Origin of the sequence: Robertmurraya massiliosenegalensis JC6 (assembly GCF_000311725.1) — a bacterium.
Taxonomy (GTDB): Bacteria; Bacillota; Bacilli; order Bacillales; family Cytobacillaceae; genus Robertmurraya; species Robertmurraya massiliosenegalensis.
Map to the genome: position 1 here is coordinate 240,397 of NZ_HE978511.1, position 21,964 is coordinate 262,360.

Consider the following 21,964-nt stretch of genomic DNA (forward strand, 5'->3'; position numbering starts at 1 on the left):
TCAAGATTATTTTTTAACTTTTAAAAACTATTGCACAATTTATTCAATATATATATTACAAAAAGCAATTTATATATTGAATTATGTAATATATATGTTACAATCAAATTAAGAGGTGATTCAATAAGTGAGAAATAATGTAAAAATTGCTCGTATTCAGGTAGATTTAACACAGCAACAGCTAGCAGAGAAAATCGGTGTCACACGACAAACCATTAGCTTAATTGAAAAAGGCAAGTATAATCCAACATTGAAATTGTGCTTAGAAATTTGTTATGCCGTTCATAAATCATTAGATGAGGTTTTTTGGATTGAGGAGGAGGAATTTAAGAATGAAGATCATTAAAGATGAACGACTACAATTGCAAAATTTAAAAAATATTCGTATTGCCTTTATTATACAGACAGTTGGGATTCTTGCAATTTTGCTCTATGATACTGTAACTCAAGGGTATACAGCGGCTAAAGAAAATCCTGTCTGGCTCGTATTTATGCTTTCCGCCGTTGTTTTAGGCTGGCTAAATCTAAGAATCTCCGTCGACGAATATGATGATGCCAATCACCCAAAAAAGCCTGCACCGTATTATCAAGTTGTCATTATTCCGTTAGTGGTAGGTCTTGTCGTCACATTGTTAGCATTATATGGTCCAGATAAAAGCCGTTTTAGTGAAGCTTTACTTATTGGAGCCATTGTGTTTATTTGTTTTCTCGCAACCTTTACATTTGTATATTTCTTACGGAAAAAGCGGACAGAGGATGAAGAATAACATTTTCCATTCGCATACAAAAATGGCAATAACAAGTTATTGCCATTTTTGTATGTAAGTTTTCAGTACAAGTCATTTGATTACCTCAACTTACATGACCAAATGAGAACATACTTATTCTCTTATACCTACAAACTACTTAATTAACCAATGATAGACGATCTTAGGAAGAAAGCTTTTAAATCGGTACCTCCTCATAGACGTTTCCTCCTTTAATACGATAATATTCTTATCCTTTGTAAATCCATTTTAATAGATGAATAAAGTCTGATTCAGATACTTCTCTAGGATTTCCCTCTGTACAAATATCCTTTTGGGCACTATCGACGATATCTTGGAGTTGCTGTTCATATTCTTGTTCCTCTATATTTGCACCATGTATCGATAAAGGGATGGCTAATTTTTCATTTAGTACTTTTACAGCCGTTGATAGACTCATGACACCTTCTCTTCGTGTAGAACAAGGTAATCCAAGAATTCTAGCTAGTTCTGCATACTTTTTGGCTGCCTTTGAAGTTTGATAAGTTTCATCACAGATTCCCCCATTATACTGAATAATATAAGGGAGTAATAATGCGTTGCTTCGACCGTGCGAAAGGTGGAATTTTGCACCAATTGCATGAGCTAAACTATGGGTAATCCCTAAAGATGCATTTGTAAATGCGATCCCCGCCATACATGAGGCTAAATGTATTTTCCCTCTTGCTTCCATGTCATTTCCAAATCGATACGCTCTTAACAAATAAGTAAAAACACTCTTAATCGCCTTCTCTGCATAAAGATCTGTTAATTCTGTCGCATTAGCCGAAACATAAGCTTCGATTGCGTGAGTCAGTACATCCATGCCTGTATCAGCCGTGACGGATGGAGGTACCGTTTTCGTCAATTGCTCATCTAAAATCGCAACTTCTGGAATCATTCGTTCGTCATTTAGAGGAATTTTAATATTGTTGCTCATATCTGTCACCACTGAATAGGATGTGACCTCAGAGCCTGTTCCACTAGTAGTGGGAATTGCAATAAATAACGGTTTATCAACCCATTTTGCATTTGGGATTTTTTCCATTACCTGATAATAGAAAAGCAGGATTGCTTTAGCTACATCAATTGGTGAGCCTCCCCCAAGAGCGATAATGACATCTGGTTTTTCTTCAAGAAACATAGCAAGACCATTTTGAACGGTTTCAAGCGAAGGATTTGGCTCTACATCTGAGAAAATTTTACAAGGTATTCCTTGTAATCGATTCGTGATCGCATCTGCCATCCCAAACTTCACCATCATTTTATCCGTCACCAGAAAAGCCTTCTCTTTCTTTAAATCTTTTAAGAAATCGACGGAATGGCTGCCATTATAAATTTTTGGTCCTACAAAAAAAGAATTCATTTCTTGTACCTCCGTATTTCTAACTTAAAACTCCCTCATTGTGACACTTATCACATAAATGTGAAGATAAAGAAGCTACAAATAAAGATGGTCGTTGCGGGCGGGTCAATATACGTATCTACATATGAATTGAAGGTATTCCCTGCGATTTCACCTATTACCCCAGCAATTACCGCAAACAACGCTCCATACAAGATGCTTCCGGTAGCAATTGTTGCATACCCTGCGACAAGAGTAATATGATGTGTCGCTGGAATATCGAAGCCAAATTGTAAGAGAATTAATAAGGATGCACTAATGACGAAGCCGAGAACATTAATTTGCGTAAGGTCAACAAGATATGAAATGACCAATCCAAATCCGAGGGAATAGATGACAATAAACCCTAACGATTTTCCCCCAGGCACAAACTTCCTTTTCTCTCCATTTGTTGGTGTAAACTTCCCTATGAGTCCCGATTTCCCAAAAACAAAACGAGAAATAATACAGGAGATAAACACGGTTAAGGCAACTGTATCTACAGGCGTTTCGAAATAAACAAGTACACTGTTAATAAGGTAACCAATAATTCCAAACATACCTCCGACTAATAAAACACCGATATCGTTTGTCTTCTTCAGTGGTGTTACAATATCTAATGCACTATCCAATTCATTTCTTTTATTTGCTGCAAACGCCGCTGCTGCTACGCCTCCAGCAAATGCAATATGCGGACCAAGTAGTGTCCCAAATACCACATCATTTAAAATGGTCGGTGGTCCACCGGCAGCAATCACTCCGACACCAATTAATCCACCCTGCAAAAATAAAAGCTGGCAATGCACCAAATAATGCACCAAATAGTCCACCGCCAAAGGATGCTAAAATTAATTCCCAAGACATAAAAACCTCTCCTTTTCAATTTCTTCGTATAAAATAAAGGCTTATCATGGAGAAAAAATCTTGTAATCATACACTTTGTTGCTATCTAACAGATAAACCATCTACTAGAACACATTTTCTTTTTCTAGCAAAGTTTTTTGCAGAAGTTAATCCTTCTCCTGTCGGCCCGGCAATCGTAAAGGTTGTATATCCCTCTCCACCAACACCAATCCCAGCATAAGAGGGACCATTTTTGACAAAGATTGTTGTTTGAATCGCTTTTGCAAATTTGGTCAAATTGTCAACGTTTTTAGAATGCATAATCGCTGTATGGCGGAAACCGTGCTCCACTTCAACTGCCAAATCAATTGCTGCATCAACATCGTCAACTCGTACAATCGGTAAAATAGGCATCATTAATTCAGCTGATACTAACGGGTGATCGCCCTCAACATTCATAATCGCAACCTTTGCATCAGCTGGCACTTCAATCCCAATCTGCTTTAAAATATAAGCAAGATCTTTCCCAACAAATTTCTTATTTGCGTGTCCTTTATCAACGACTAATGCTGTTAACTGTTCAATCTGAGCCTTATTTGTAATGAGAAAAGCTCCATTTTTCTTCATATAAGAGACTAAATAATCAGCTACTTTTTCAACAACAATCACTTCTTTTTCTGCTACGCAAGGTAGATTATTATCGAAACTGCAGCCATCGATAATATCCTTTGCTGCTTTTTCTAAATCTGCTGTTTCATCTACTACTGCTGGTGGATTTCCTGCACCTGCCCCTATCGCTTTTTTCCCGCTGGATAGAACCGCTTTTACAACTCCAGGTCCACCCGTTGCCACCAACATTCTGATTTTTTTATGTCTCATCATCATATTGGCTTGGTCGATTGTAGGCTCTTGTACGGTTGTTATTAAATTTTCTGGACCACCAGCGTCTACGATCGCTTTATTCAGTACTTCAATAGCTTTAATTGAAGTCTCTTTTGCTGTAGGATGTGGACTATAGACTACAGCATTGCCTGCTGCAATCATGCCAATTGAATTACAAATTATCGTTTCAGTTGGGTTAGTTGTCGGTGTAATCGATCCAATTACCCCATAGGCAGAAAGCTCAACAATCGTTAAGCCGTTGTCTCCTGAAAAAGATTCTGTTCTTAAATCTTCAATTCCAGGTGTTTTTTCGGCAGCCAACACATTTTTGATAATCTTATCCTTGTAATTTCCCATCCCTGTTTCATCCACTGCCATTCGGGCAAAAAGCTCAGCATTTTCTTTTGCCGCACTTCGAATTGAAGCAATTATTTTGCCTCTATCCGCTAGTGAGTATTTAACAAGTTCTTTCTGAGCCATTTCTGCTGCCTCGATCGCCTCGTTCATATCGATAAATATGCCGTTTCCAATACTTGATTGAGGTCGACTATCGGTCGAACTCATTTCTTCTAAAATTTTCTTTACCATTTCTTCTATTTTTCGTTCTTCAATAGTCAATTGAATCCCCTTCTTTCTTTTTCCGAAATACTTCAATTGCTGCTTGGGCAATAAGCATATCTTCTTCCACAGTTCCACCACTGACTCCAATTCCACCGATTATTTGCTCATCATTATAAAGTGGAAAGCCACCACCGAATGTGACAATCTTCTGATTCGTCATTTGGATCCCGTACAGTTCCGTTCCAGGCTGAATAACAGGAACGAGTTCATGAGATGCCATTTTTAAGGCAACCGATGTATAGGCTTTGTTCAAAGATAGCTCCAAACTTGCCAATAAAGAATCTGCCATCCGATGCAATAAAATGGCATGTCCCGCTGGGTCAACGATAGAAATAACAACTGGAACACCTAGCGCTATTGCCTTTTCTTCCCCTGCTCGTGCTATTTCACAAGCAAGTTCTAAAGAAAGACGTAAACAAGATTTTTTATCCTGAAGCTCTTCCAATTTCCCGATCACCTTAGACTTGATCTCTTCAAGTTGATGGTAATGTACTTCTGCGCGAGCTAACATAAACAAAACATCAGATAAGCGATTGACATATTGGATAAGTTCACTTCTAATAGGTGCTGTCTTCGTCAGTTCTACAATTTGTCTTTCTGCCCTACGAATGATCGCTCTTGATAAATGAAGATTGGCAGAGGCACTCGTTTCACCAGGAATGATAAATTCATGGATTGGACCCATTATTTGCTCAAATTTATCTATAATCTCTTCAAATCTAGCAATCTCCTGTTCACTTACCTTATTCTTTAGAAGGTCTTTTCCTTTTTCATCACTTGCTAGCTCTGCCCCGACAACAAAGAGTTGCTTTTGGATGTCTTTTAAAATGCTCTTTATTTCAATGTGGTCGATTTGTGAAACCGCTACGCCTAAGGCTGCATTTGCTTCATCTAAAGTTCCATAACAAGACACTTTGAGACTATCTTTCGAGATCCGGCTTCCACCTAATAAGCCAGTCTCGCCTTTATCACCTTTTTTTGTGTAAATTGCCATTTCGGTCACATCCTCTTAACGAACTTCCATTGAATCGACAATACCAACAATTGCAGAATCTATACATGAAGTAGATGCTCCAAATACATACATAGCAGGATCTCCTTTCGTCACAAGTACATGTTCGCCAGTACCTGCGCCGACAGAATCCACCGCCACTTCAAAAGTTCCTAAATTTCCATCTTTCGGATTAATTTGTTGGACGATAAGGAGCTTTTTCCCGACTAGTTCGTCACTCTTTCGTGTCGCTACTACACTTCCAACTACAAGACCAACATACATTTCTTCCTCACCTGCCCTCATTTTCTTGAACGATTTGCACACCAAGTTCCTTCGCTGTATCAAGAGCAAGAGGACTTATAATGGTCGCATAAGGAAGTTGTATCGTCGCTTCCTTTCGCTTCGCTTCGACAACGTCCTCTCGAGTAACAATTTTTTTCTTAACAGAGATGATCGGTCGCTTTTTTTCTACTCCTTTTTCCACCTGTTGAGAAAAAGTAAAGACATTATGTTGAACAGTTTGAAATAGGTCCTTAGCATCGACAAGCTTTACTCCATAGCTTTCTAATACTCCAAGATAATCGCTCATTTTATGCAAATATGCTTGCTGTCCCTTATTCAAACCGAGTTGTTGACGTGAAACATGCGAAACATCACATGCGTCCTTTGCCGCAATAAATGGAATCCCGCTCATCAGCATATGTGAAGCTAAATTCGTGACCATATTGTCCGCTATCCCAAGTGAAATCTTCACCATTGTATTAATGGTCAAGGTCGGCACAAGGAATACACTAATTCCTTCATATAAAGGACGCAATTCTTTTATATCTTTTTCTACAAAAATGTTGGCAGTGCCAACTTTATCGCTTATTAATTGAGGGGTGGGAACATATTCTGCACTATTGGAGAGTACAATCTTTAAATCCCAACCATCATTTTGTAGAAGGTGAATTTGCTCCAGTGCCTCTTGAAATCCACCATATCCTCCTGTAAAAAGGACAGTTGCTTTTTTCGTTCTTTTTTGCAATCTCCTGATTACTTCTTCTACAAAACTGTCTAAGATTGAATGAGCGCCCAAACCCTTCACCTCATTTCAAACTGTTTAATGCAATACCTAATGGTGTGATAAGTAGAGGATGTGCCGGCTTAATGGTTTCAATGCCAATCTCTTTAAAAAAGACTTTTTCAAATTCATCAAAACAACTAGCTCCTCCTACCACATAGATTTTTTTTACATCAAATCCTTGAATTTGCCTTTTAACAATTGATGCCATTTTTTCAACTACAGGTTTTACGACAGAAAAAATTTCCTTTTGCTTCAGCGAATCCTTTTTTAACTTCTCTGCTTCAGCAATCGAAATCCGATAATTCCCTGCCACAACCAAGCTCATATGTGAGCCTCCTGTAGGTTCATCAGCGGTATAGGTGACTTCACCATTTTTTAAAATACTTATGCCCGTAGTACCACCACCAACGTCTACAACAGCACCATCTGTTAGTCCTAACACAGTTGCCGCTGCAGTAGGCTCATCAATGACATTCGTAACTTCCATGTCGGCTGCTTCCACCACATTCGATATCGCCTTCATATTTCCACCAATGGTACCAGGTGGTACCGCAGTTGCCGCATGCGTCAGGGTGGTTCCAAGCATTTCTTCTACCTGACTTTTTAGTTGTTTGACGATTTTTACTGCTCCGACATAATCGACAACCAACCCATCCTTCACAACGGAAGCAGGGGAAGTCGCTCCAGCTAGAGGGTTCCCAATCTCATCTACAACAGAAATAATAATATTCGCTGTGCCAAGATCGACTCCAACTTTTAAGCTTCCTCTAACCTTTTCTGCTCGACCTTCATCTATTAACCTTGCATAACTTGTGATATAATTGTTGACCGTTTCTAGATTGATCGACATCAGCATCTTAGCCTTTTTTGAATAAGTCCTAAATCTCCGTTTTTTACGCCTGCCGCATTTGCTTCATCCGTATCTAAGTGCATTTCTAACACATATTTATCTGATATACGAATTAATACATTTTTAAAAATCGTTTTTCTTTCTCCACCTAATTCAACATCTACCAAATCCTTGTCTTTCAGTTGAAATTTCTCAGCAAATTGTGGTGGAACGTGGATATGTCGTAAAGCGACAATGACTCCTTCTGTCATTTCCACCTCACCACAAGGTCCTTTCAATCGCACTCCAGGTGTCCCTTCTATTTTTCCAGACTCTTTAACTGGTGCCGGCACACCAATCTTGAAACTATCCGTCATCGAAACTTCAACTTGGGTAATATTCCGAACAGGTCCAAGTATTCTTACACGTTCTAGTTCACCTTTTTTGCCAATAATAGAAACCGTTTCTTTCGCTGCAAACTGTCCTGGTTGCTTTAAATCTTTCCATTTTGTTAATTGATATCCTTTCCCAAATAAAACATCAAGATCGTCTTGTTTTAAATGAATATGGCGATTAGAAACTCCTATTGGAACATAGGGTTGTTCTTCTAACGCAAGGACTCGTTTCACAACTTCTTTCACAATTTTTTCTTGAATTTGCCTGTTATTTGTCATTCAAGAACACCCCTATCCTGATTTATTCGACTGTTTTGGATGGAAGGATTTTTTCAACATCAGAGTGTGGTCTTGCAATAACATGGACAGATATCACTTTTCCAACTCGTTCTGCAGCTGCTGATCCAGCATCAACTGCTGCCTTTACAGCACCTACATCGCCTCTTACTAGAACGGTTACAAGACCAGAGCCAATTTGTTGATATCCTAGTAAAACAACATTTGCTGCTTTTGCCATCGCATCAGCTGCTTCAATAGCACCAACTAAACCTTTTGTTTCAATCATTCCTAATGCATCTTTCATTTTTTATTCCTCCTCAATTTTCATGAATACAAGTCGATCTCAAATCCCCTTTTCTTCGTGGACATTTCGGATCCTTACAAATATTGCACACTTCTGTCTCTTCTTTTTGCTCCTCAATTGCTCGCTCTTCAATGACGACTGTTTTCGCTTCCTTTTTAATGGTGGAGTCGTTTTCAGTTTCATTAGAGAATAGCTGAACGTTTGACGCAGTTTTTTTTACTTCATCAGCCTCTTCTTTAAGCGGTGAAATGGCGACCATTTTTAAGGAATCTGTTTTAAAAGTCAGTGTTTCTATTTCGTTCTCACTGTCTTTCTCTGCTTCCATTTCTTCTTCACTAGTCACAATATTTAAAGGCTCTGATAGATTTGTTGATTCAACTTCTTCTAAGGAAATCGTTTCTTCTTCGGTGTTCATTTCTTTATTTCTAAATGGATTTCCCGGACCGATTGTTTCTTTAGAATAAATTACATTTTCTACTCCACTGCCTAGTCGAGGAATAATATGTTTACTATAGACTTTTCCGACTCGTTCTGCGGCCATGACAGCAGCTTCTACAGCAGCTTTAACGGCTCCTACATCACCTTCAAATTTAACCGTTATCATTCCGCCGCCTTTCGTTAATTCATAACCTAATAATGAAACATTGGCAGATTTAACTGCTGTATCAGCAGCTTCTATCGCTGCTGCCAAACCAACTGTTTCAATCATTCCTAAAGCGTTCATTCCCATCGTCAAAGGGCACCTCCTTTAATCGGTCGCTTGAAGTCTTTTAAGTACTAGCGCTACGATTCTCGTAATATCCTCTTTTGTTAAAGAATCCTCTAAGGAAACCTTTTCTTTCTCGGCCTCAAAAGATTTAAAGGGCATTCCTTTTACTAGCCTTGCTGCGTTTGCACCTAATATTCTTTGCTTGAAAGAATCTCTAATATTTTCCTTGAACAGCGGTTGCGTCTTGTCTAGCTTCGTATAATGAAGAATCATTTGTCCATCCTGATCAATGCCAATGCCTACGCCCAGAGTGGAATCAAGAGCAGCTTGATAGCTTAATTCCAAAGCTGTTTTTTGCTGACTTTCTTTGACAAAGGTTGGGACACCCTCTTCTTCAACTCCATAAAGTAGGGTACGAAAAAGGGAAGGTTCATTCAGTTGTGCATTATAATAAACATGGATGGCTTGAATCTCATTTCCATTGTTTATTTTCACTGAACTCCTCCCCTTTCACGCAAAGCCAATATTAAACCCGTTGCGACCGCATTTCTTGGTCCTTCTGTCCCTCTTATATTCCCTCTTCCAGCAACGACACTATATTGAGATAAAGCATCTGTAACTAACTGAGGTACCTCAAAATCAAGAGCAGATCCTCCTACTAAAACAACAAATTCCATATCTCGTATATTTCCTGTTGGAGAAACCATTGTTAATGCGCGCAGGGCATTCGTTACAAATACCTTTTCTTTTGCTCCTCGCCTTACAATTTTGATCTTTTCAACGGAAAGCTGTCCCGGAATTGGAATCATATTCCCGTCCTTCAAAATAACTACTCTGGCAAACACATGTGGTTCAAGGGGTTTTTCAAAGAATTGCACCGTTCCATCCTCATGACGAATATGAAATAAACTTTCTACTTTAGCTAAAGGATACTTCTTAATATCTTCGGCCAATGCAATATCTTCAAGCCCTAGCTCCGTATTAATGAGCATGGTCACCATATCGCCTGCACCTGCTAAATGTACAGAAGTGGTTTTTCCAGTTCTATCCATGACCGATGCATCTGTGGAACCCGCTCCCATATCTACAATGGCAATCGGCACCTTGGTTCCTGGAGTGGATAGGGCACCCCTAATGGCCATATCGGCTTCGACACCACCAACCTCAACTTCAACGTTGATTTGTGTACGCAATTCATCAGCAATCATTTGCATTTGCAATTTATCGGCTTTCACCATTGCAGCAATTCCAACGGCATTTTCCATAGAGAACTCTTCCGCTAATCCGCCTTTAACCTTTTGTGGGATGAACGTATTGACTGCTAACAAATCCTGGATTTTGATTTCATCTGGATGCTGTTTCGTTAACTCAGACATGACCTGTCTAACCCGTTCAAGCATCCCCCCAGCATTCGTACCTGCTTCCCCCTTTATGTCTTCTATCGGGGTGGCAGCTGTTAATACTTCCATCATTTTTTCGGCACCTTCATCTACATCTACCGTTAAATTCCGCTTCCCAAACACGATTATTTTTCCAGCTGGAATACTCCTCGCCTGTACGTCTCCTTTTGGTGTCTTAATGACGACAGCAGAACGATTTCCAATCAGTGCTCTAGCAATCGGAACGATCATTTTCGTTTCTTCACTCGTTAACTCAAAGACAGTCGCAATACCATATGGGTTTGCAAGTACTTCCACTACACCACCAGGGGGAGCAACTTCAATTGCCGCCTTCATTCCAAGTGGAACTTTCTCGATCAGACTTACCTCATCAATAATTGGCATTTTTTTGTGAATACGGTTATTGATAAGAACGCCATCATCCTTTTGGGCGATAGCTCCATTTATATTGATTCCTCTATCTATGGAGTGATTAATCATCCTTGCCGCATCTTCAAAGTCAATCTTTTTTCCGATTAAAACGATGTAGCTTTCTTCACTACTAGCATGGTCTAAATCGACAATATCAATGGTTTTCCCAATGCCTAAGCCCAATCCCCCAGGGGTTGAGGGGTTGTGACCAATCATCGTCGACTCTGTAATGATCGTCTCTGTGATCGTTTCCATGGCCACATCCCCAATAACAGGGGCTGCTTCATTAATCCGAACTAAGTCCAACTCTTCTATCTTTCGATTAATTTTTTCAAGAGCTTGTTTTATGGCAGCAAGAACACCATGGATATTTTGTTTGGTTCCTTTGATCCCTGTTGTTCGCACAAAGTCGCTAGCCAAAAAAGTAACCTCATTGTTTCCTGTTACGGTAGCGATGGCGACTTCTGTTGTGGCATTTCCAATATCCACTCCTGCAACCAATTTCATCGATTCTACCTCCTGGAATATCTATTGCGAGATGTTAGTCTTTTTTCAGTCTATCTCTTTTCTCATATACTTCAGCCGCTTCACGAACTAATTTCGCATTCATTTTGGCATTGAATTTTTGCTCTAATTCTTCGGCTATCGCGAGTAATTCTTCTTTCGTTGAGCGGTATGGTCTTAAAGCATTATAGATTTCAAGAATTCGGCCGTCTGGTACGGCAATTAATTCAGCAGCTCTACGGAAATTTTGTGCCAAAGGTTTTCTTCCCATTGATTCTGCTACTTGAGCCTGTAACTCCAATGTTTCAGGAGCAATCCTCACATCCTCTGGAGTAACAACACCATCGATAACGCCCTGTAATGTGATTTGATCCAAGCTTTTATTCGTTGGGGTTTTGATAAGCTCTGGCCGCTTTTCACCAAGTGGGTAGTCTTTCTTCGCATCAACCTTTACTGCACATTCTTTTTTATCAGTTGCTTGTGTCTTCTCTGGAACCGTCCCCATGGAAGACATAACCTCTTTGACGATTTGTTCAATAAGCTGTTGATTCATCCTGCTCACCTCCGTTTTAGTTAAATTTCACTTGCAATGCAGTTGCTTTTTTATTTCTATCAACATGTTCTGTTTCTTTAATATGAAGCAATGCAGCGATGGCTTGGTACTTTGGTCGTGCCATTTGGTCATTTCTTGTCGGTACAGGGTTTGGCGATTCCCCTTTTGCGTATTTCGCAGCATTTTTTCCAATCGCTCGGTATGTTTCTGGATCTAATAATGGAGCCTGTGGGAAAAGCTCTAAATTTGATAAAGGTGGTAAATCCTTTTGATGAATAACCGTTGTACCTTTTGATTGAATCCCAATACCTATTCCAGAGCCACTAAATTTTGCCGCTTGATGGGCAACGAATCCTACATCTGAAGTATGATATACGCGAATTAATCGAGCTGAAACACCTTCTTCTTCAATACCAGCAATTATTTCTCTTAACACTTCAGTGTGTGGGAGCCCTACTATTGTTTTCGTTTGATGAACACCGAATGCTGCAGCGACAGCAATCACTACTTCATCCTTTCTTGTACCAATTGTTGCAGGGCCAATTTCAACAATTTCTAATCCTTTAGCGTTAGGAGCAATTGATGGTTGTTTAGTGGATTTTGCAACTGCTATTGCTTCTGAATTATCCTTCATATTGAAGTCCTTTAAAACTTCTTCAATGACTTCTCTAATTAACTTTTCGTTAATAGCCATTTACATAACACCCCTTTTACGTTTAGTTCACATCTTCTGGACGAATAGCGCGAGGAATTGCTTTGATTTCTTCCCATCTAGCATCACTCATGCGATAACCGGTACCAGGTCCTTGATAATCGTTCAAATCATTGACAGCACTGACGATTTTCCAATCTTTATCGATAATGGCAGAGGTGTGTAGATAATCTCCAGAAACACGTTGTTTTAACATGCTAAGAACGCTCTGTGCAACATCCTCAAATCCGCCCTTACTCAATGCTTTAACAATGTCAATTCCTGTAATTCCACGTTTCATCATGTCATCAGCCGCTCTTAAATCTTCTACCACATTACGGTCAGGCATGTCCTTACTTCCATGAGCATATGTAGCAGCTTCTACTTCTTCATCCGTAATCGCAGGTAGTCCTAATCCATCAAATACCATTTGGATAGCTCTTGCCGCTTTATTCCTGATCGCCACTACTTCATCTTCCGAAACTGGGCGAAGTCCACCATCTACCTTCAAATCACGTTGTAATACGTTATAATCATCAAAGTCCTCAGCATCAAAGTTTGATCCGGCAAACATATTATCGTAGTTAGGAGTTGCACTGTATCCTGAGAAAATAAAGTCAGTACCTGGAAGCATTTGCATTAAAGTTCTAGCCGTTCTTCTAATATCAGAATGGGAGAAGGTTTGGTCATTCCCTGAAGCCACCTCCATATCCATCATCGTTGTAAATAAATTCTCTGCAAGGACAGCGCGAATACCAGATGGAACCCCACCAGGAACACCGATACAACTAATGGAACCATTTTGTAGCCCTTGAGATCCGGCACCTTTTGTAACAAAAATACAGCGGGCTTCAAGATATAGCATTGATTTTCCTTCAGCGTAGCCCATTTGAACTTCTGAACCAGTTCCAGAAGTGAAACGCATCTTCAATCCACGGGAAGCGTATGCAGATGCAAGGAATGCTTTGGAGAATGGCGTATCATCTCCATCTACGAACACAGGCTCAGTTCCGTATACAGATACCGTTTCTGCATAACAAGTAAGGCCTCTCATTCCCATTTCTAATTCTGTCGCTTCTTCCACTGAACATTGTGTTAATATTCCGCCACGTCCTGTTTGTGCTCCTACTAACAGACCAAGAGCATTAAAAGGGGCATAACGAACAATTCCTACCGTTGTTTCTTGCTCATCGAAACCACGCAATGCAGCTTCTGCTGCATCTGCTGCGATTTGAACAGGATTATCCTTTAAGTTCGTTACATGACATTGATTAGAAGGTGTTTTTCTTGCTCTCATTTTTTGTAGGGCCATCATTAGCTCTACAACATTCATGTCTTTGACAACATCGCACAGTTTCGCTGGTGTCATTGCAGTGCTAAGTGGGATAATTTTTTTTCTTGGCACGTTAATATCAACTAGCATTCTGGCAAACTCGTTTGAATCAATAGACATCGCCTCTTCAGCATTTTCTAAATTAATGGCGTAATCGGCGATAAATGTATCAATAAAGTCAAATTCTTCTCGCTTTTTACCGTCTAGTTCGACAACTTTACCATTTTCAATTTTTATACTAGGCTTCGGGTCATTTGGACCGCTCATCGCCATAAGTCCCACTTCAGGCCATTCAGCTACGAAGCCATCCTGGTTTACTGGGCGCTCAGACAATACTTGAAAACGTTTCGATTTCATTGATTACCCTCCTCAGGTTAGATGTAAGGAACTGTATCTGATACAGGTTCGCTTCCGAGAGTTCCTAACAATTTTTTCCCTACTTCTCTAGCCGCGATTAATGCTTGGCGAACAGCACCAGAATCACCGCTGAATGTTAAAATCACTTCATTTGAAAAACTTGTTCCTTGAGCAGGCGAACTATAGCCGATTACATCAACATTTGCTGCTTTAACAGCAGTATCTGCAAGTACGACACCGATAGCTGCCGGTGCACCAACAAGTAAACCGAATGATTTACCCACTTCTGCATTAAACGCTTTCTCACAAGCGTAGCTTGCACGGGCTGTATATTGGAATTCGAGATGACCTGCTTCATTGCCATATACATCACCGAAAGTACGCTCTAGCTCTTTAAGTGCTACTTCAACCGCACGACGTGCATCTGCAACATCTTCAGCACCGAAGATGATTAAAGAACCATGCCCTGCACCGCCTTTTGTATCACGCGCAAGCTCAACCGTTAAAATCTCTGTATTAGTAGCTTTTACGGCTTCATCCGCTGCCATAATTTGCGGACCTGCACCTGTACGAGCACCAATAATCCCAATTGAGCGGTATTTCTTATCAAGCTTCATTGCTTCATGAACACTTGAATCTACATTGGCTATGACAAGACCAATCGTATCTCCACGGCCAACACCAACAAACTCTGTTAATCCACAAAACTCTTTTTTAGGTGTCTTTACTTCCTTTGGAGCTTCAACCTTCTTCATAACTTCTTCCATAATTTTTTCGATCATTTGTTCTTTCATTTATTAACACCTCCAAAAAATTATTGTTGCTCTAATTTTGGTAAGATTCCTTCTACTTCAGCATGTGGTCTAGGAATTACATGAATGGATACGACTTCTCCGACTTTTTCAGCAGCAGCTGCTCCAGCGTCTGTAGCCGCTTTCACAGCACCCACATCACCGCGAACCATTACAGTAATTAATCCAGAACCGATTTTTTGGTAACCGATTAAGGTAACATTCGCCGCTTTAACCATGGCATCAGCTGCTTCAATTGCACCAATTAAACCTTTTGTTTCTACCATACCTAGTGCTTCTTTAATCATTCTAAATTCCTCCTCTAAAAGTGATTTGAGCAGATCGCAAAAAAATGATTCTCCACTACTACTCTCCTAACAAGCCTTACAAGAATTATGATAGAGTTTTTTAATCGTGACTGCTCAATACTATATTGGCTAATACGGATAAAGATTTGGCTCGATGATGACTAGGAACCTATCTTTTTTTGTCTAGCAAAAGATAATTTTTTGTTCTTAAATGGGAATTTTTTCGAATGCTCTATCCTTCTTTTTAAATGAAGTAAAAAAACGAGGCTGGGTCAAAATGTCGGTGGTAACGACTTTTTGATTCTAGTTTGGAGTGGATAAATTCTCTCGCGGTTGGCGTATCGGTAAGAAAAAATAACAGGAAAATTTCCGCTTAATGAGCAAGCATCATGAAAAAGAGCCGACATAACAGGAAAAATTCCTACTATTCCCTGAAAAAATACCAAAATAAACGATTTTGCCCTCCATAAGCGGAAAATCTTCCGTTATTTCCCCTAAAAGGGACGTCGTTGCGGAGATAACAGGAAAATTTCCGCTTAAGGGTAAGAGATGGTTGGAGCAACATAGGGTTTTCTAGTAGAAATTTAGACAAAGCGGAAATCGCTTGAATTCTTGAAAACGAAAAATTAACGTTTTTGTACGAGGAAAATCGAAGGTAGAAAACGAAATAGGGCATGCGTTAATAAAAAATAAAGAAAGGTGAATTTGAGTACCCTCAGGATTCACCTTTCTCATGGTTTGAAGCTAGTTAGAGTGAATTTCTATATAAACCAATTCCCATTTAAAATGGTGGTATGCCTTTTCATTGAATCTGTTTTTTGTTCAAGTTCAACTACTTTCTTTCGATATTCTGATGGGGTCAAACCAACCTCTTTTTTAAAGACTTTACTAAAATAATTGGGCTCTTGATAATTTAACTCCATGGCGATGTTTATCACTGGCAAATCCGTTGTTTCAAGAAGTTCTTTTGCTTTATCCATCTTTCGTTTCGAGACGTAATTAACAAAGTTGATATCTAATTCTTTTTTGAATAATTTACTTAAATAATAGGGACTTAAATGAACATGTTCAGCGGCAGCTTCTAATGTAATCCCTTTTTGATAATTTTTTTCAATGTATTTGAGAACCGATTGGATTGCTTTTATTTCTTGATCGCTTTTAGAGTTTCTTATTGTTGCGAAAATGTCCTCGACTAGACGAATAAACTTCTTTTCGAAACCATTCATGTCCATCTCTGTATACATATCCCACTCTAATTTATATGAAAGAAATAATCCATTTTGATGGCAGATAGAATCCAACGCCTTCATGATCGACTTAGCCATTACATGGATTTTGTCATGATCATTTTCATATATGGAAAACAATTGCGCAGAAAGGGTTTTCGCCATTTTCATCGAATTGTTATAATCTTCTTTAGCTACATAAGCAAGAAAGCGTTCAATGGTTTGATCAAGATTAATAGACTGGGAATGGTCTTCAGACAAGTACATATTTACAAGATGTAAGATATCTTTTTGCTTATATGGTTTTAGCAAATAAGAATCTGCCCCCATTTCTAGCGCTTTAAAAACAAAATCATAGGAACCATAATCTGTTAATAAAATAATGCGATTTTTTGGATTCCTTCGTTTCATATATTTTATTAAAAAGATCACATCCTCTCCTGGGATGTTGATATCCAGGAAGGTCATATGCCAATTGCTTTTTTCAATTAATCTTTTCGCCATTTTTCCAGAAGTTGCTTCTCCAACTACGGCCGTATTTTCTATTTGCTCAAAAATAACTTTAAGTGCCTCCATGGAGATAATCTCATCATCAATTAATAGAATATTATACATAGGAGATTCCCCCGCTAGAAGCCCTTGGTATTCTGAACCTAACGGTTGTTCCACCACTTCTGTTTTGGGCGATTTGTAATTGAAATTCACTGCCGTATAGTAATTTTAAGCTGTAGTTTACATGACTAAATCCGATCCCCTTGAATTGATTGTCTTTATCAGACATCACTGCCTTGCTCGTGAGTCTATTTATTTTTTCTAATGGCATTCCTACCCCATCATCAATCACTTCAAAAACATAATCTTCATCTTGAGCAAATCCTCGAACGATGATTGTTCCATTTCCTTCTTTCGGTTCTAGTCCATGAATAATCGCATTATCTAAGAGGGAGACCATAATCATCGGAGGAATCTGAATTGTTCTTAAGTCTTTAGGGATATCAATCGTAACTTGCATACGTTCCCCAAATCGTATTTTTTGTAGTTTCAAGTAGAGATTGATATAAGAAAGTTCATCCTCTAGTGTCACTAAACTATCGGAACTCGTGATCAAGTATTTCATCATATCTGAAAAGGTTAAGATGACCTCTTGTGTTTTTGGCGCCTTTTCAATAATGGAAAAACACGACATTGTATTGATAACGTTAAATAGAAAATTAGGGTTAACCAATAGACGAAAGAACTGATTTTGCTTAGTAAGAAGGGATTTCTCGAGTTCTGCTTGCGCTTTCATTTGATCTAATAGCTGTTGGTCTTTCGCTCTTAATTCCTCTTGAATATATTGACTAAAATCTTTTTCTACCATGCTATTAATAACATGAAACATCATGTCTGCTACCGCAGAAATTTTCTCATGCGACATTACTGGAATCTTCTCTAATTCCGCTAGTATATCTTGATTCTCTCGCCAATCAAAAGATTCAGCTGTAATGTACTCAAGATTTTTATCTTCTTCATCACTCGCCTTAACTTGCCCTACGAGCATAGAGCCAATTAATCTCCCTTTTATTAATATCGGGACGGCAAAATCAATCAAACCTGTATGACAACGATAAATGAAGACACCTTCTCTTCTTGATGCTTCCAATCCTCCAAAGGCATCACATTTAAGACAAGTATCGTAAAGTTTAGGACTCTGACGGATTTTTTCACAGAATGATGAAAAGTTACTATACTTTGTGATCGGATTTCCGCGGAAATCCACTGTGATAGCAGCAAATCCAGTGGCTTTAGTAAATGAATCCTGTACTTTTTGAAGTACATCTAAATCAATGATATCCTGTACATTCATAGAATCATCTCACTCCATTTATAATCGTCAAGTGGACTAATTTCAATTTCTCTGACATTCGTAAGATATCCGCTTAAAAGACCAAGCCAATAAAAATCTTGGTCTTTTAAGCAATGTGTATTCTATTTGCTGCTTAACTCTTAAGCAAAGATTCTTCGCAAATCTCGAAAACATCCCTAGCAATCATTAGTTCTTCATTAGTGGGAATTTTCAATACTTTAACAAGAGAATGAGGGTAGCTAATGTACATTTCCTCTTCTTTAATCTTATTTAAATCCGGGTCCCAATAAATCCCCATAAATTCCAAACCCTTTAATACTTTCGCTCGAATCGTAGGACTGTTCTCACCGATGCCAGCCGTAAATATGACAGCATCAACTCCATTCATTCTTGCCGCATAGGAACCAATATATTGATGAATCCGACTAGCAAAAATATCAAGCGCCAGCTCCGCACGATGGTCTCCTTGCTCTGCTCTAGCTTCTATATCTCGTAGATCACTTGAAAACCCAGATAATCCTAATAGACCACTCTCCTTATTTAATATAGATAATACTTCATCAACACTTTTACCGGTTTTCATCATAATAAATGGGATAATCGCTGGATCAATCGTTCCAGATCGAGTTCCCATGACAACGCCTTCTAGTGGTGTGAATCCCATTGAGGTATCAATTGATTTTCCATTTTCAATTGCAGCAATACTTGCACCATTTCCTAAATGACAGGAAATCAGTCGCAGACTATTCATTGGTCTTCCTAATATTTCTGCTGCTCTCTCTGAAACAAATTTATGAGATGTACCATGGAATCCATATTTGCGGATCCCATACTTCTCATAGTATTCGTACGGGAGCGCATACAAATAAGTGCTTTCAGGCATTGTTTGGTGAAAAGCAGTATCAAATACCATGACAGAAGGGATATCTCCCATAACCTGTTGGAATGCTTTTATGCCTAAAATATTGGCTGGGTTATGTAATGGCGCTAACTCAGTCAGTGGTTCTAATTTGCTCAATTCCTCACATGTCACAAGAGTCGATTCCGTAAACACTTCACCACCATGTGCCACTCGATGTCCCACTCCATCTATTTCGCTAAAGGAACTTATGATTTGATAGTGAATGAATTGTTCTAATAAAATCTTAACCGCTATCTCGTGATTACTGATTTCTAGAATCTCTTTTTTCATTTGACCATCTACGAGGATAGAAAAAGTTGATTCATTTAAACCAATTCGTTCCACAATTCCTTTTGTAATAACTGTTTCAGCAGGCATTTCAATTAATTGAAATTTTAAAGACGAACTCCCCGCATTAATTGCCATAATCTTTGACATACACCTATCTCCTCTATCCATTTTATTTCATGTATTAAGCAATCAGAAATGGCTATTTTAATAAATAACCAAATGATTGAAGGCTGTTAGGAATGACAATCACACTTCATGCTTTTTTGGAGGAGAAAATAGTATGCTTCAACTTAATGATACACGTACTCTTAATTTCAAACGCATCCATATTGTTACTAAAATTCGAACTTTGTAAGTATTTACTTATCTTAAAATGCTTAATTAGATGAAAAAAAGCTGGATGAGCAATGTAGCTTAAGAACTGCTCTTCCAGCTTTTATTTAACGACTCATTTCAGCTTTTATGCGGAGGCGATACTGCCTTGGAACGCTTGTTTTAATGCATCCGCTGCTTGTTCTATGGACTTTTTACCTTGAGTTAATGTAGCCGGCATCCAGAAGAACCCATGGATCATCCCGTCATAACGGGTTGCTTCCACTTGAACACCCGCTTCTTGCAACCTTTTAGCATATGCCTCCCCCTCGTCACGAAGTGGATCAAATTCTCCTGTTAAAACAAGGGCAGGAGGCAATCCACTCAGATCACTTGCTAATAACGGGGACGCATACGGATTTTGGCCATCCTCTTCATTGTTTAAATAGTGATTCCAGAACCAAATCATACTATCTTTTGTTAATAAATAACCATCTGCATTTTCTGTATAAGATTCTGTTGCATATGAATGGTTTGTCACAGGGTATATCAACATTTGATAGGCCAGGGAAATTTCTCCTTTATCTCTGGCCATCAATGCTACTACTGCGGCCAAATTTCCTCCGGCACTATCGCCACCGACAGCAACTCGATTTGCGTCTACATTTATAGAATCAGCATGGTCAACTACCCATTTCACTGCTGCATAGGAATCTTCTGCTGCAGCTGGAAATTTATGTTCCGGTGCAAGTCGATAATCAACGGATACCACGACACAGTTTGCTCGGTTTGCGAGCATTCGACAAGGTACATCAACTGTATCTAAATTTCCAATTACCCATCCACCACCGTGGTAGTATACTAATGCTGGAAATGGACCTTCTCCTTCTGGAACATAAATTCGGACTGGGATTTCCCCTAATGGACCAGGGAGCTTTTTATTCTCAACTTGCGCTACTTCTTCTGGTTCACCGGCTAATGCGCTAAAATCAGTCGTTGCTCACGCTTCTTCAGGTGTTTGCGTATGCATCGGTGCGCCACCCATTGCTTCCATTTGCTCTAATAAGAATTTCGCTTGCGGATCTAATGCCATATTTACTTCCTCCTCAAATTTTTAAAAATGAATTTAGTTCAAGACACTATCCTCAGAGGCTGTTAAAGTAAATCCTTCATATCCTTTTTCAGCGACTTCATCACAAATCTCTCGATAGACCCCAACACCACCAACATAAATATGGAAACCACGTGCCTTTTCTGCAATATTCGCTCCCATATACCATGAATCTGTTTTAACATAAAGAGTTTGCTCTGCAATTTCCCTACAATGCTTGCTCCAAGCATTTTCAGCTTCTTCATCCACCTCGATCATTTTTATATTATTGTCACGCAAATAATTGACACAGTCTGAAACCCACTCCACATGTTGTTCAATTGACACCATCATATTACTTAATACAGATGGACTCTCTGGACCAGTCAACATAAACATATTGGGAAAACCTGCGGTACCTATTCCAAGATAGGTTCTAGTTTGGGCTCCACCTGCCCACTTTTCTTTTAATGAAATGCCATCCCTTCCTCGAATATCGATTTTAAATAAAGGACCTGTCATCGCATCAAAGCCAGTGGCGAAAACAATCATATCGAGTTCGTAATCATCCTTTTCTGTGCGAATTCCTGCTGAAGTAATTTCTTGAATCGGTGCTTTTTTCACATCAACAAGCGTTACGTTTTCGCGGTTATACGTTTCAAAATAATCAGTATCAATGATCGGACGTTTTGTTCCATAATAAAAATGTGGCTGAAGCTTTTCTGCTACTTCTGGATCCTGTACGACCTCTCGAATCTTCGAACGAATAAAATCTGCTACCTTGTCATTTGCTTCTGGCTTAATCGCTAAATCATTGTAAGCATATGAGAGAGAAAAAAGTCCGCCTTGTTTCCATCCT

At 39.1% G+C, this 21,964-nt stretch carries 24 protein-coding genes; 2 read left to right on the forward strand and 22 right to left on the reverse strand.

Annotated elements, in window-relative coordinates:
- Positions 1 to 127 precede the first annotated feature (127 nt).
- Positions 128 to 346, forward strand: a complete 219-nt coding sequence (locus BMSHG_RS01330) for a helix-turn-helix transcriptional regulator (RefSeq protein ID WP_019152627.1) — start codon at positions 128 to 130, stop codon at positions 344 to 346.
- A complete protein-coding gene (locus BMSHG_RS01335) occupies positions 333 to 767 on the forward strand; it encodes a hypothetical protein (protein WP_019152628.1) in 435 nt (144 codons plus the stop codon). The genes BMSHG_RS01330 and BMSHG_RS01335 overlap by 14 nt, the downstream gene beginning before the upstream one ends.
- A 229-nt stretch (positions 768 to 996) precedes the next feature.
- On the opposite strand, the gene BMSHG_RS01340 is transcribed toward BMSHG_RS01335, so the two are convergent.
- The 22 genes from BMSHG_RS01340 to BMSHG_RS25590 form a co-directional block, all read right to left on the reverse strand.
- Positions 997 to 2,151, reverse strand: coding sequence for a 1-propanol dehydrogenase PduQ (locus tag BMSHG_RS01340; RefSeq protein WP_019152629.1), 1,155 nt, complete (start codon positions 2,149 to 2,151; stop codon positions 997 to 999).
- A gap of 50 nt (positions 2,152 to 2,201) precedes the next feature.
- Positions 2,202 to 2,987 carry a hypothetical protein gene (locus tag BMSHG_RS25580; RefSeq protein WP_051030891.1) on the reverse strand — a complete coding sequence of 262 codons (786 nt, stop codon included), beginning with the start codon at positions 2,985 to 2,987 and terminating at the stop codon, positions 2,202 to 2,204.
- A gap of 127 nt (positions 2,988 to 3,114) precedes the next feature.
- Positions 3,115 to 4,506 carry an aldehyde dehydrogenase family protein gene (locus BMSHG_RS01350; RefSeq protein ID WP_034658483.1) on the reverse strand — a complete coding sequence of 464 codons (1,392 nt, stop codon included), beginning with the start codon at positions 4,504 to 4,506 and terminating at the stop codon, positions 3,115 to 3,117.
- A complete protein-coding gene (locus BMSHG_RS01355) occupies positions 4,502 to 5,509 on the reverse strand; it encodes a cob(I)yrinic acid a,c-diamide adenosyltransferase (RefSeq protein WP_019152631.1) in 1,008 nt (335 codons plus the stop codon). Before BMSHG_RS01355 ends, BMSHG_RS01350 begins: the two co-directional genes overlap by 5 nt.
- Before the next feature lie 15 nt (positions 5,510 to 5,524).
- A complete protein-coding gene (locus BMSHG_RS01360) occupies positions 5,525 to 5,791 on the reverse strand; it encodes a EutN/CcmL family microcompartment protein (RefSeq protein ID WP_019152632.1) in 267 nt (88 codons plus the stop codon).
- Between the two features lie 7 nt (positions 5,792 to 5,798).
- On the reverse strand, positions 5,799 to 6,587 hold the full coding sequence (locus BMSHG_RS01365) for a flavoprotein (RefSeq protein WP_019152633.1): 789 nt from the start codon (positions 6,585 to 6,587) through the stop codon (positions 5,799 to 5,801).
- A gap of 10 nt (positions 6,588 to 6,597) precedes the next feature.
- Complete coding sequence (gene eutJ, locus BMSHG_RS01370) at positions 6,598 to 7,425, reverse strand: ethanolamine utilization protein EutJ (RefSeq protein WP_019152634.1); 828 nt, start codon at positions 7,423 to 7,425, stop codon at positions 6,598 to 6,600.
- Positions 7,425 to 8,078 carry a phosphate propanoyltransferase gene (locus tag BMSHG_RS01375; RefSeq protein ID WP_019152635.1) on the reverse strand — a complete coding sequence of 218 codons (654 nt, stop codon included), beginning with the start codon at positions 8,076 to 8,078 and terminating at the stop codon, positions 7,425 to 7,427. The genes eutJ and BMSHG_RS01375 overlap by 1 nt, the downstream gene beginning before the upstream one ends.
- A 22-nt stretch (positions 8,079 to 8,100) precedes the next feature.
- Positions 8,101 to 8,382, reverse strand: coding sequence for a BMC domain-containing protein (locus BMSHG_RS01380; protein WP_019152636.1), 282 nt, complete (start codon positions 8,380 to 8,382; stop codon positions 8,101 to 8,103).
- A gap of 13 nt (positions 8,383 to 8,395) precedes the next feature.
- Positions 8,396 to 9,112 (reverse strand): BMC domain-containing protein, encoded by a 717-nt coding sequence (locus BMSHG_RS29395; protein ID WP_026073286.1) that lies wholly within the window; start codon positions 9,110 to 9,112, stop codon positions 8,396 to 8,398.
- Between the two features lie 18 nt (positions 9,113 to 9,130).
- Positions 9,131 to 9,586, reverse strand: coding sequence for a glycerol dehydratase reactivase beta/small subunit family protein (locus BMSHG_RS01390; RefSeq protein WP_019152638.1), 456 nt, complete (start codon positions 9,584 to 9,586; stop codon positions 9,131 to 9,133).
- Positions 9,583 to 11,409 carry a diol dehydratase reactivase subunit alpha gene (locus tag BMSHG_RS01395; RefSeq protein ID WP_019152639.1) on the reverse strand — a complete coding sequence of 609 codons (1,827 nt, stop codon included), beginning with the start codon at positions 11,407 to 11,409 and terminating at the stop codon, positions 9,583 to 9,585. The genes BMSHG_RS01390 and BMSHG_RS01395 overlap by 4 nt, the downstream gene beginning before the upstream one ends.
- A gap of 34 nt (positions 11,410 to 11,443) precedes the next feature.
- Positions 11,444 to 11,959 carry a diol dehydratase small subunit gene (locus BMSHG_RS01400; protein ID WP_019152640.1) on the reverse strand — a complete coding sequence of 172 codons (516 nt, stop codon included), beginning with the start codon at positions 11,957 to 11,959 and terminating at the stop codon, positions 11,444 to 11,446.
- Between the two features lie 16 nt (positions 11,960 to 11,975).
- Entirely contained in the window at positions 11,976 to 12,653 is a 678-nt protein-coding gene (locus BMSHG_RS01405; RefSeq protein ID WP_019152641.1) for a propanediol/glycerol family dehydratase medium subunit, read from the reverse strand.
- 22 nt (positions 12,654 to 12,675) lie between these two features.
- Complete coding sequence (locus tag BMSHG_RS01410) at positions 12,676 to 14,340, reverse strand: propanediol/glycerol family dehydratase large subunit (protein ID WP_019152642.1); 1,665 nt, start codon at positions 14,338 to 14,340, stop codon at positions 12,676 to 12,678.
- A 17-nt stretch (positions 14,341 to 14,357) separates the two neighbouring features.
- On the reverse strand, positions 14,358 to 15,134 hold the full coding sequence (gene pduB, locus BMSHG_RS01415; protein ID WP_019152643.1) for a propanediol utilization microcompartment protein PduB: 777 nt from the start codon (positions 15,132 to 15,134) through the stop codon (positions 14,358 to 14,360).
- 20 nt (positions 15,135 to 15,154) lie between these two features.
- Positions 15,155 to 15,439: a propanediol utilization microcompartment protein PduA gene (gene pduA, locus BMSHG_RS01420; RefSeq protein WP_019152644.1), complete on the reverse strand. Its 285-nt coding sequence runs from the start codon at positions 15,437 to 15,439 to the stop codon at positions 15,155 to 15,157.
- A gap of 761 nt (positions 15,440 to 16,200) precedes the next feature.
- A complete protein-coding gene (locus BMSHG_RS01425; RefSeq protein ID WP_019152645.1) occupies positions 16,201 to 17,280 on the reverse strand; it encodes a helix-turn-helix domain-containing protein in 1,080 nt (359 codons plus the stop codon).
- Positions 17,273 to 18,511: a PocR ligand-binding domain-containing protein gene (locus tag BMSHG_RS01430; protein WP_019152646.1), complete on the reverse strand. Its 1,239-nt coding sequence runs from the start codon at positions 18,509 to 18,511 to the stop codon at positions 17,273 to 17,275. The genes BMSHG_RS01425 and BMSHG_RS01430 overlap by 8 nt, the downstream gene beginning before the upstream one ends.
- 133 nt (positions 18,512 to 18,644) lie before the next feature.
- Positions 18,645 to 19,850, reverse strand: a complete 1,206-nt coding sequence (locus tag BMSHG_RS01435; protein ID WP_019152647.1) for an acetate kinase — start codon at positions 19,848 to 19,850, stop codon at positions 18,645 to 18,647.
- 313 nt (positions 19,851 to 20,163) lie between these two features.
- A complete protein-coding gene (locus tag BMSHG_RS25585) occupies positions 20,164 to 20,928 on the reverse strand; it encodes an alpha/beta hydrolase (protein ID WP_213083592.1) in 765 nt (254 codons plus the stop codon).
- A gap of 213 nt (positions 20,929 to 21,141) precedes the next feature.
- The coding region (locus tag BMSHG_RS25590) for a flavin-containing monooxygenase (protein WP_392397238.1) at positions 21,142 to 21,964 on the reverse strand (823 nt) is incomplete at its 5' end.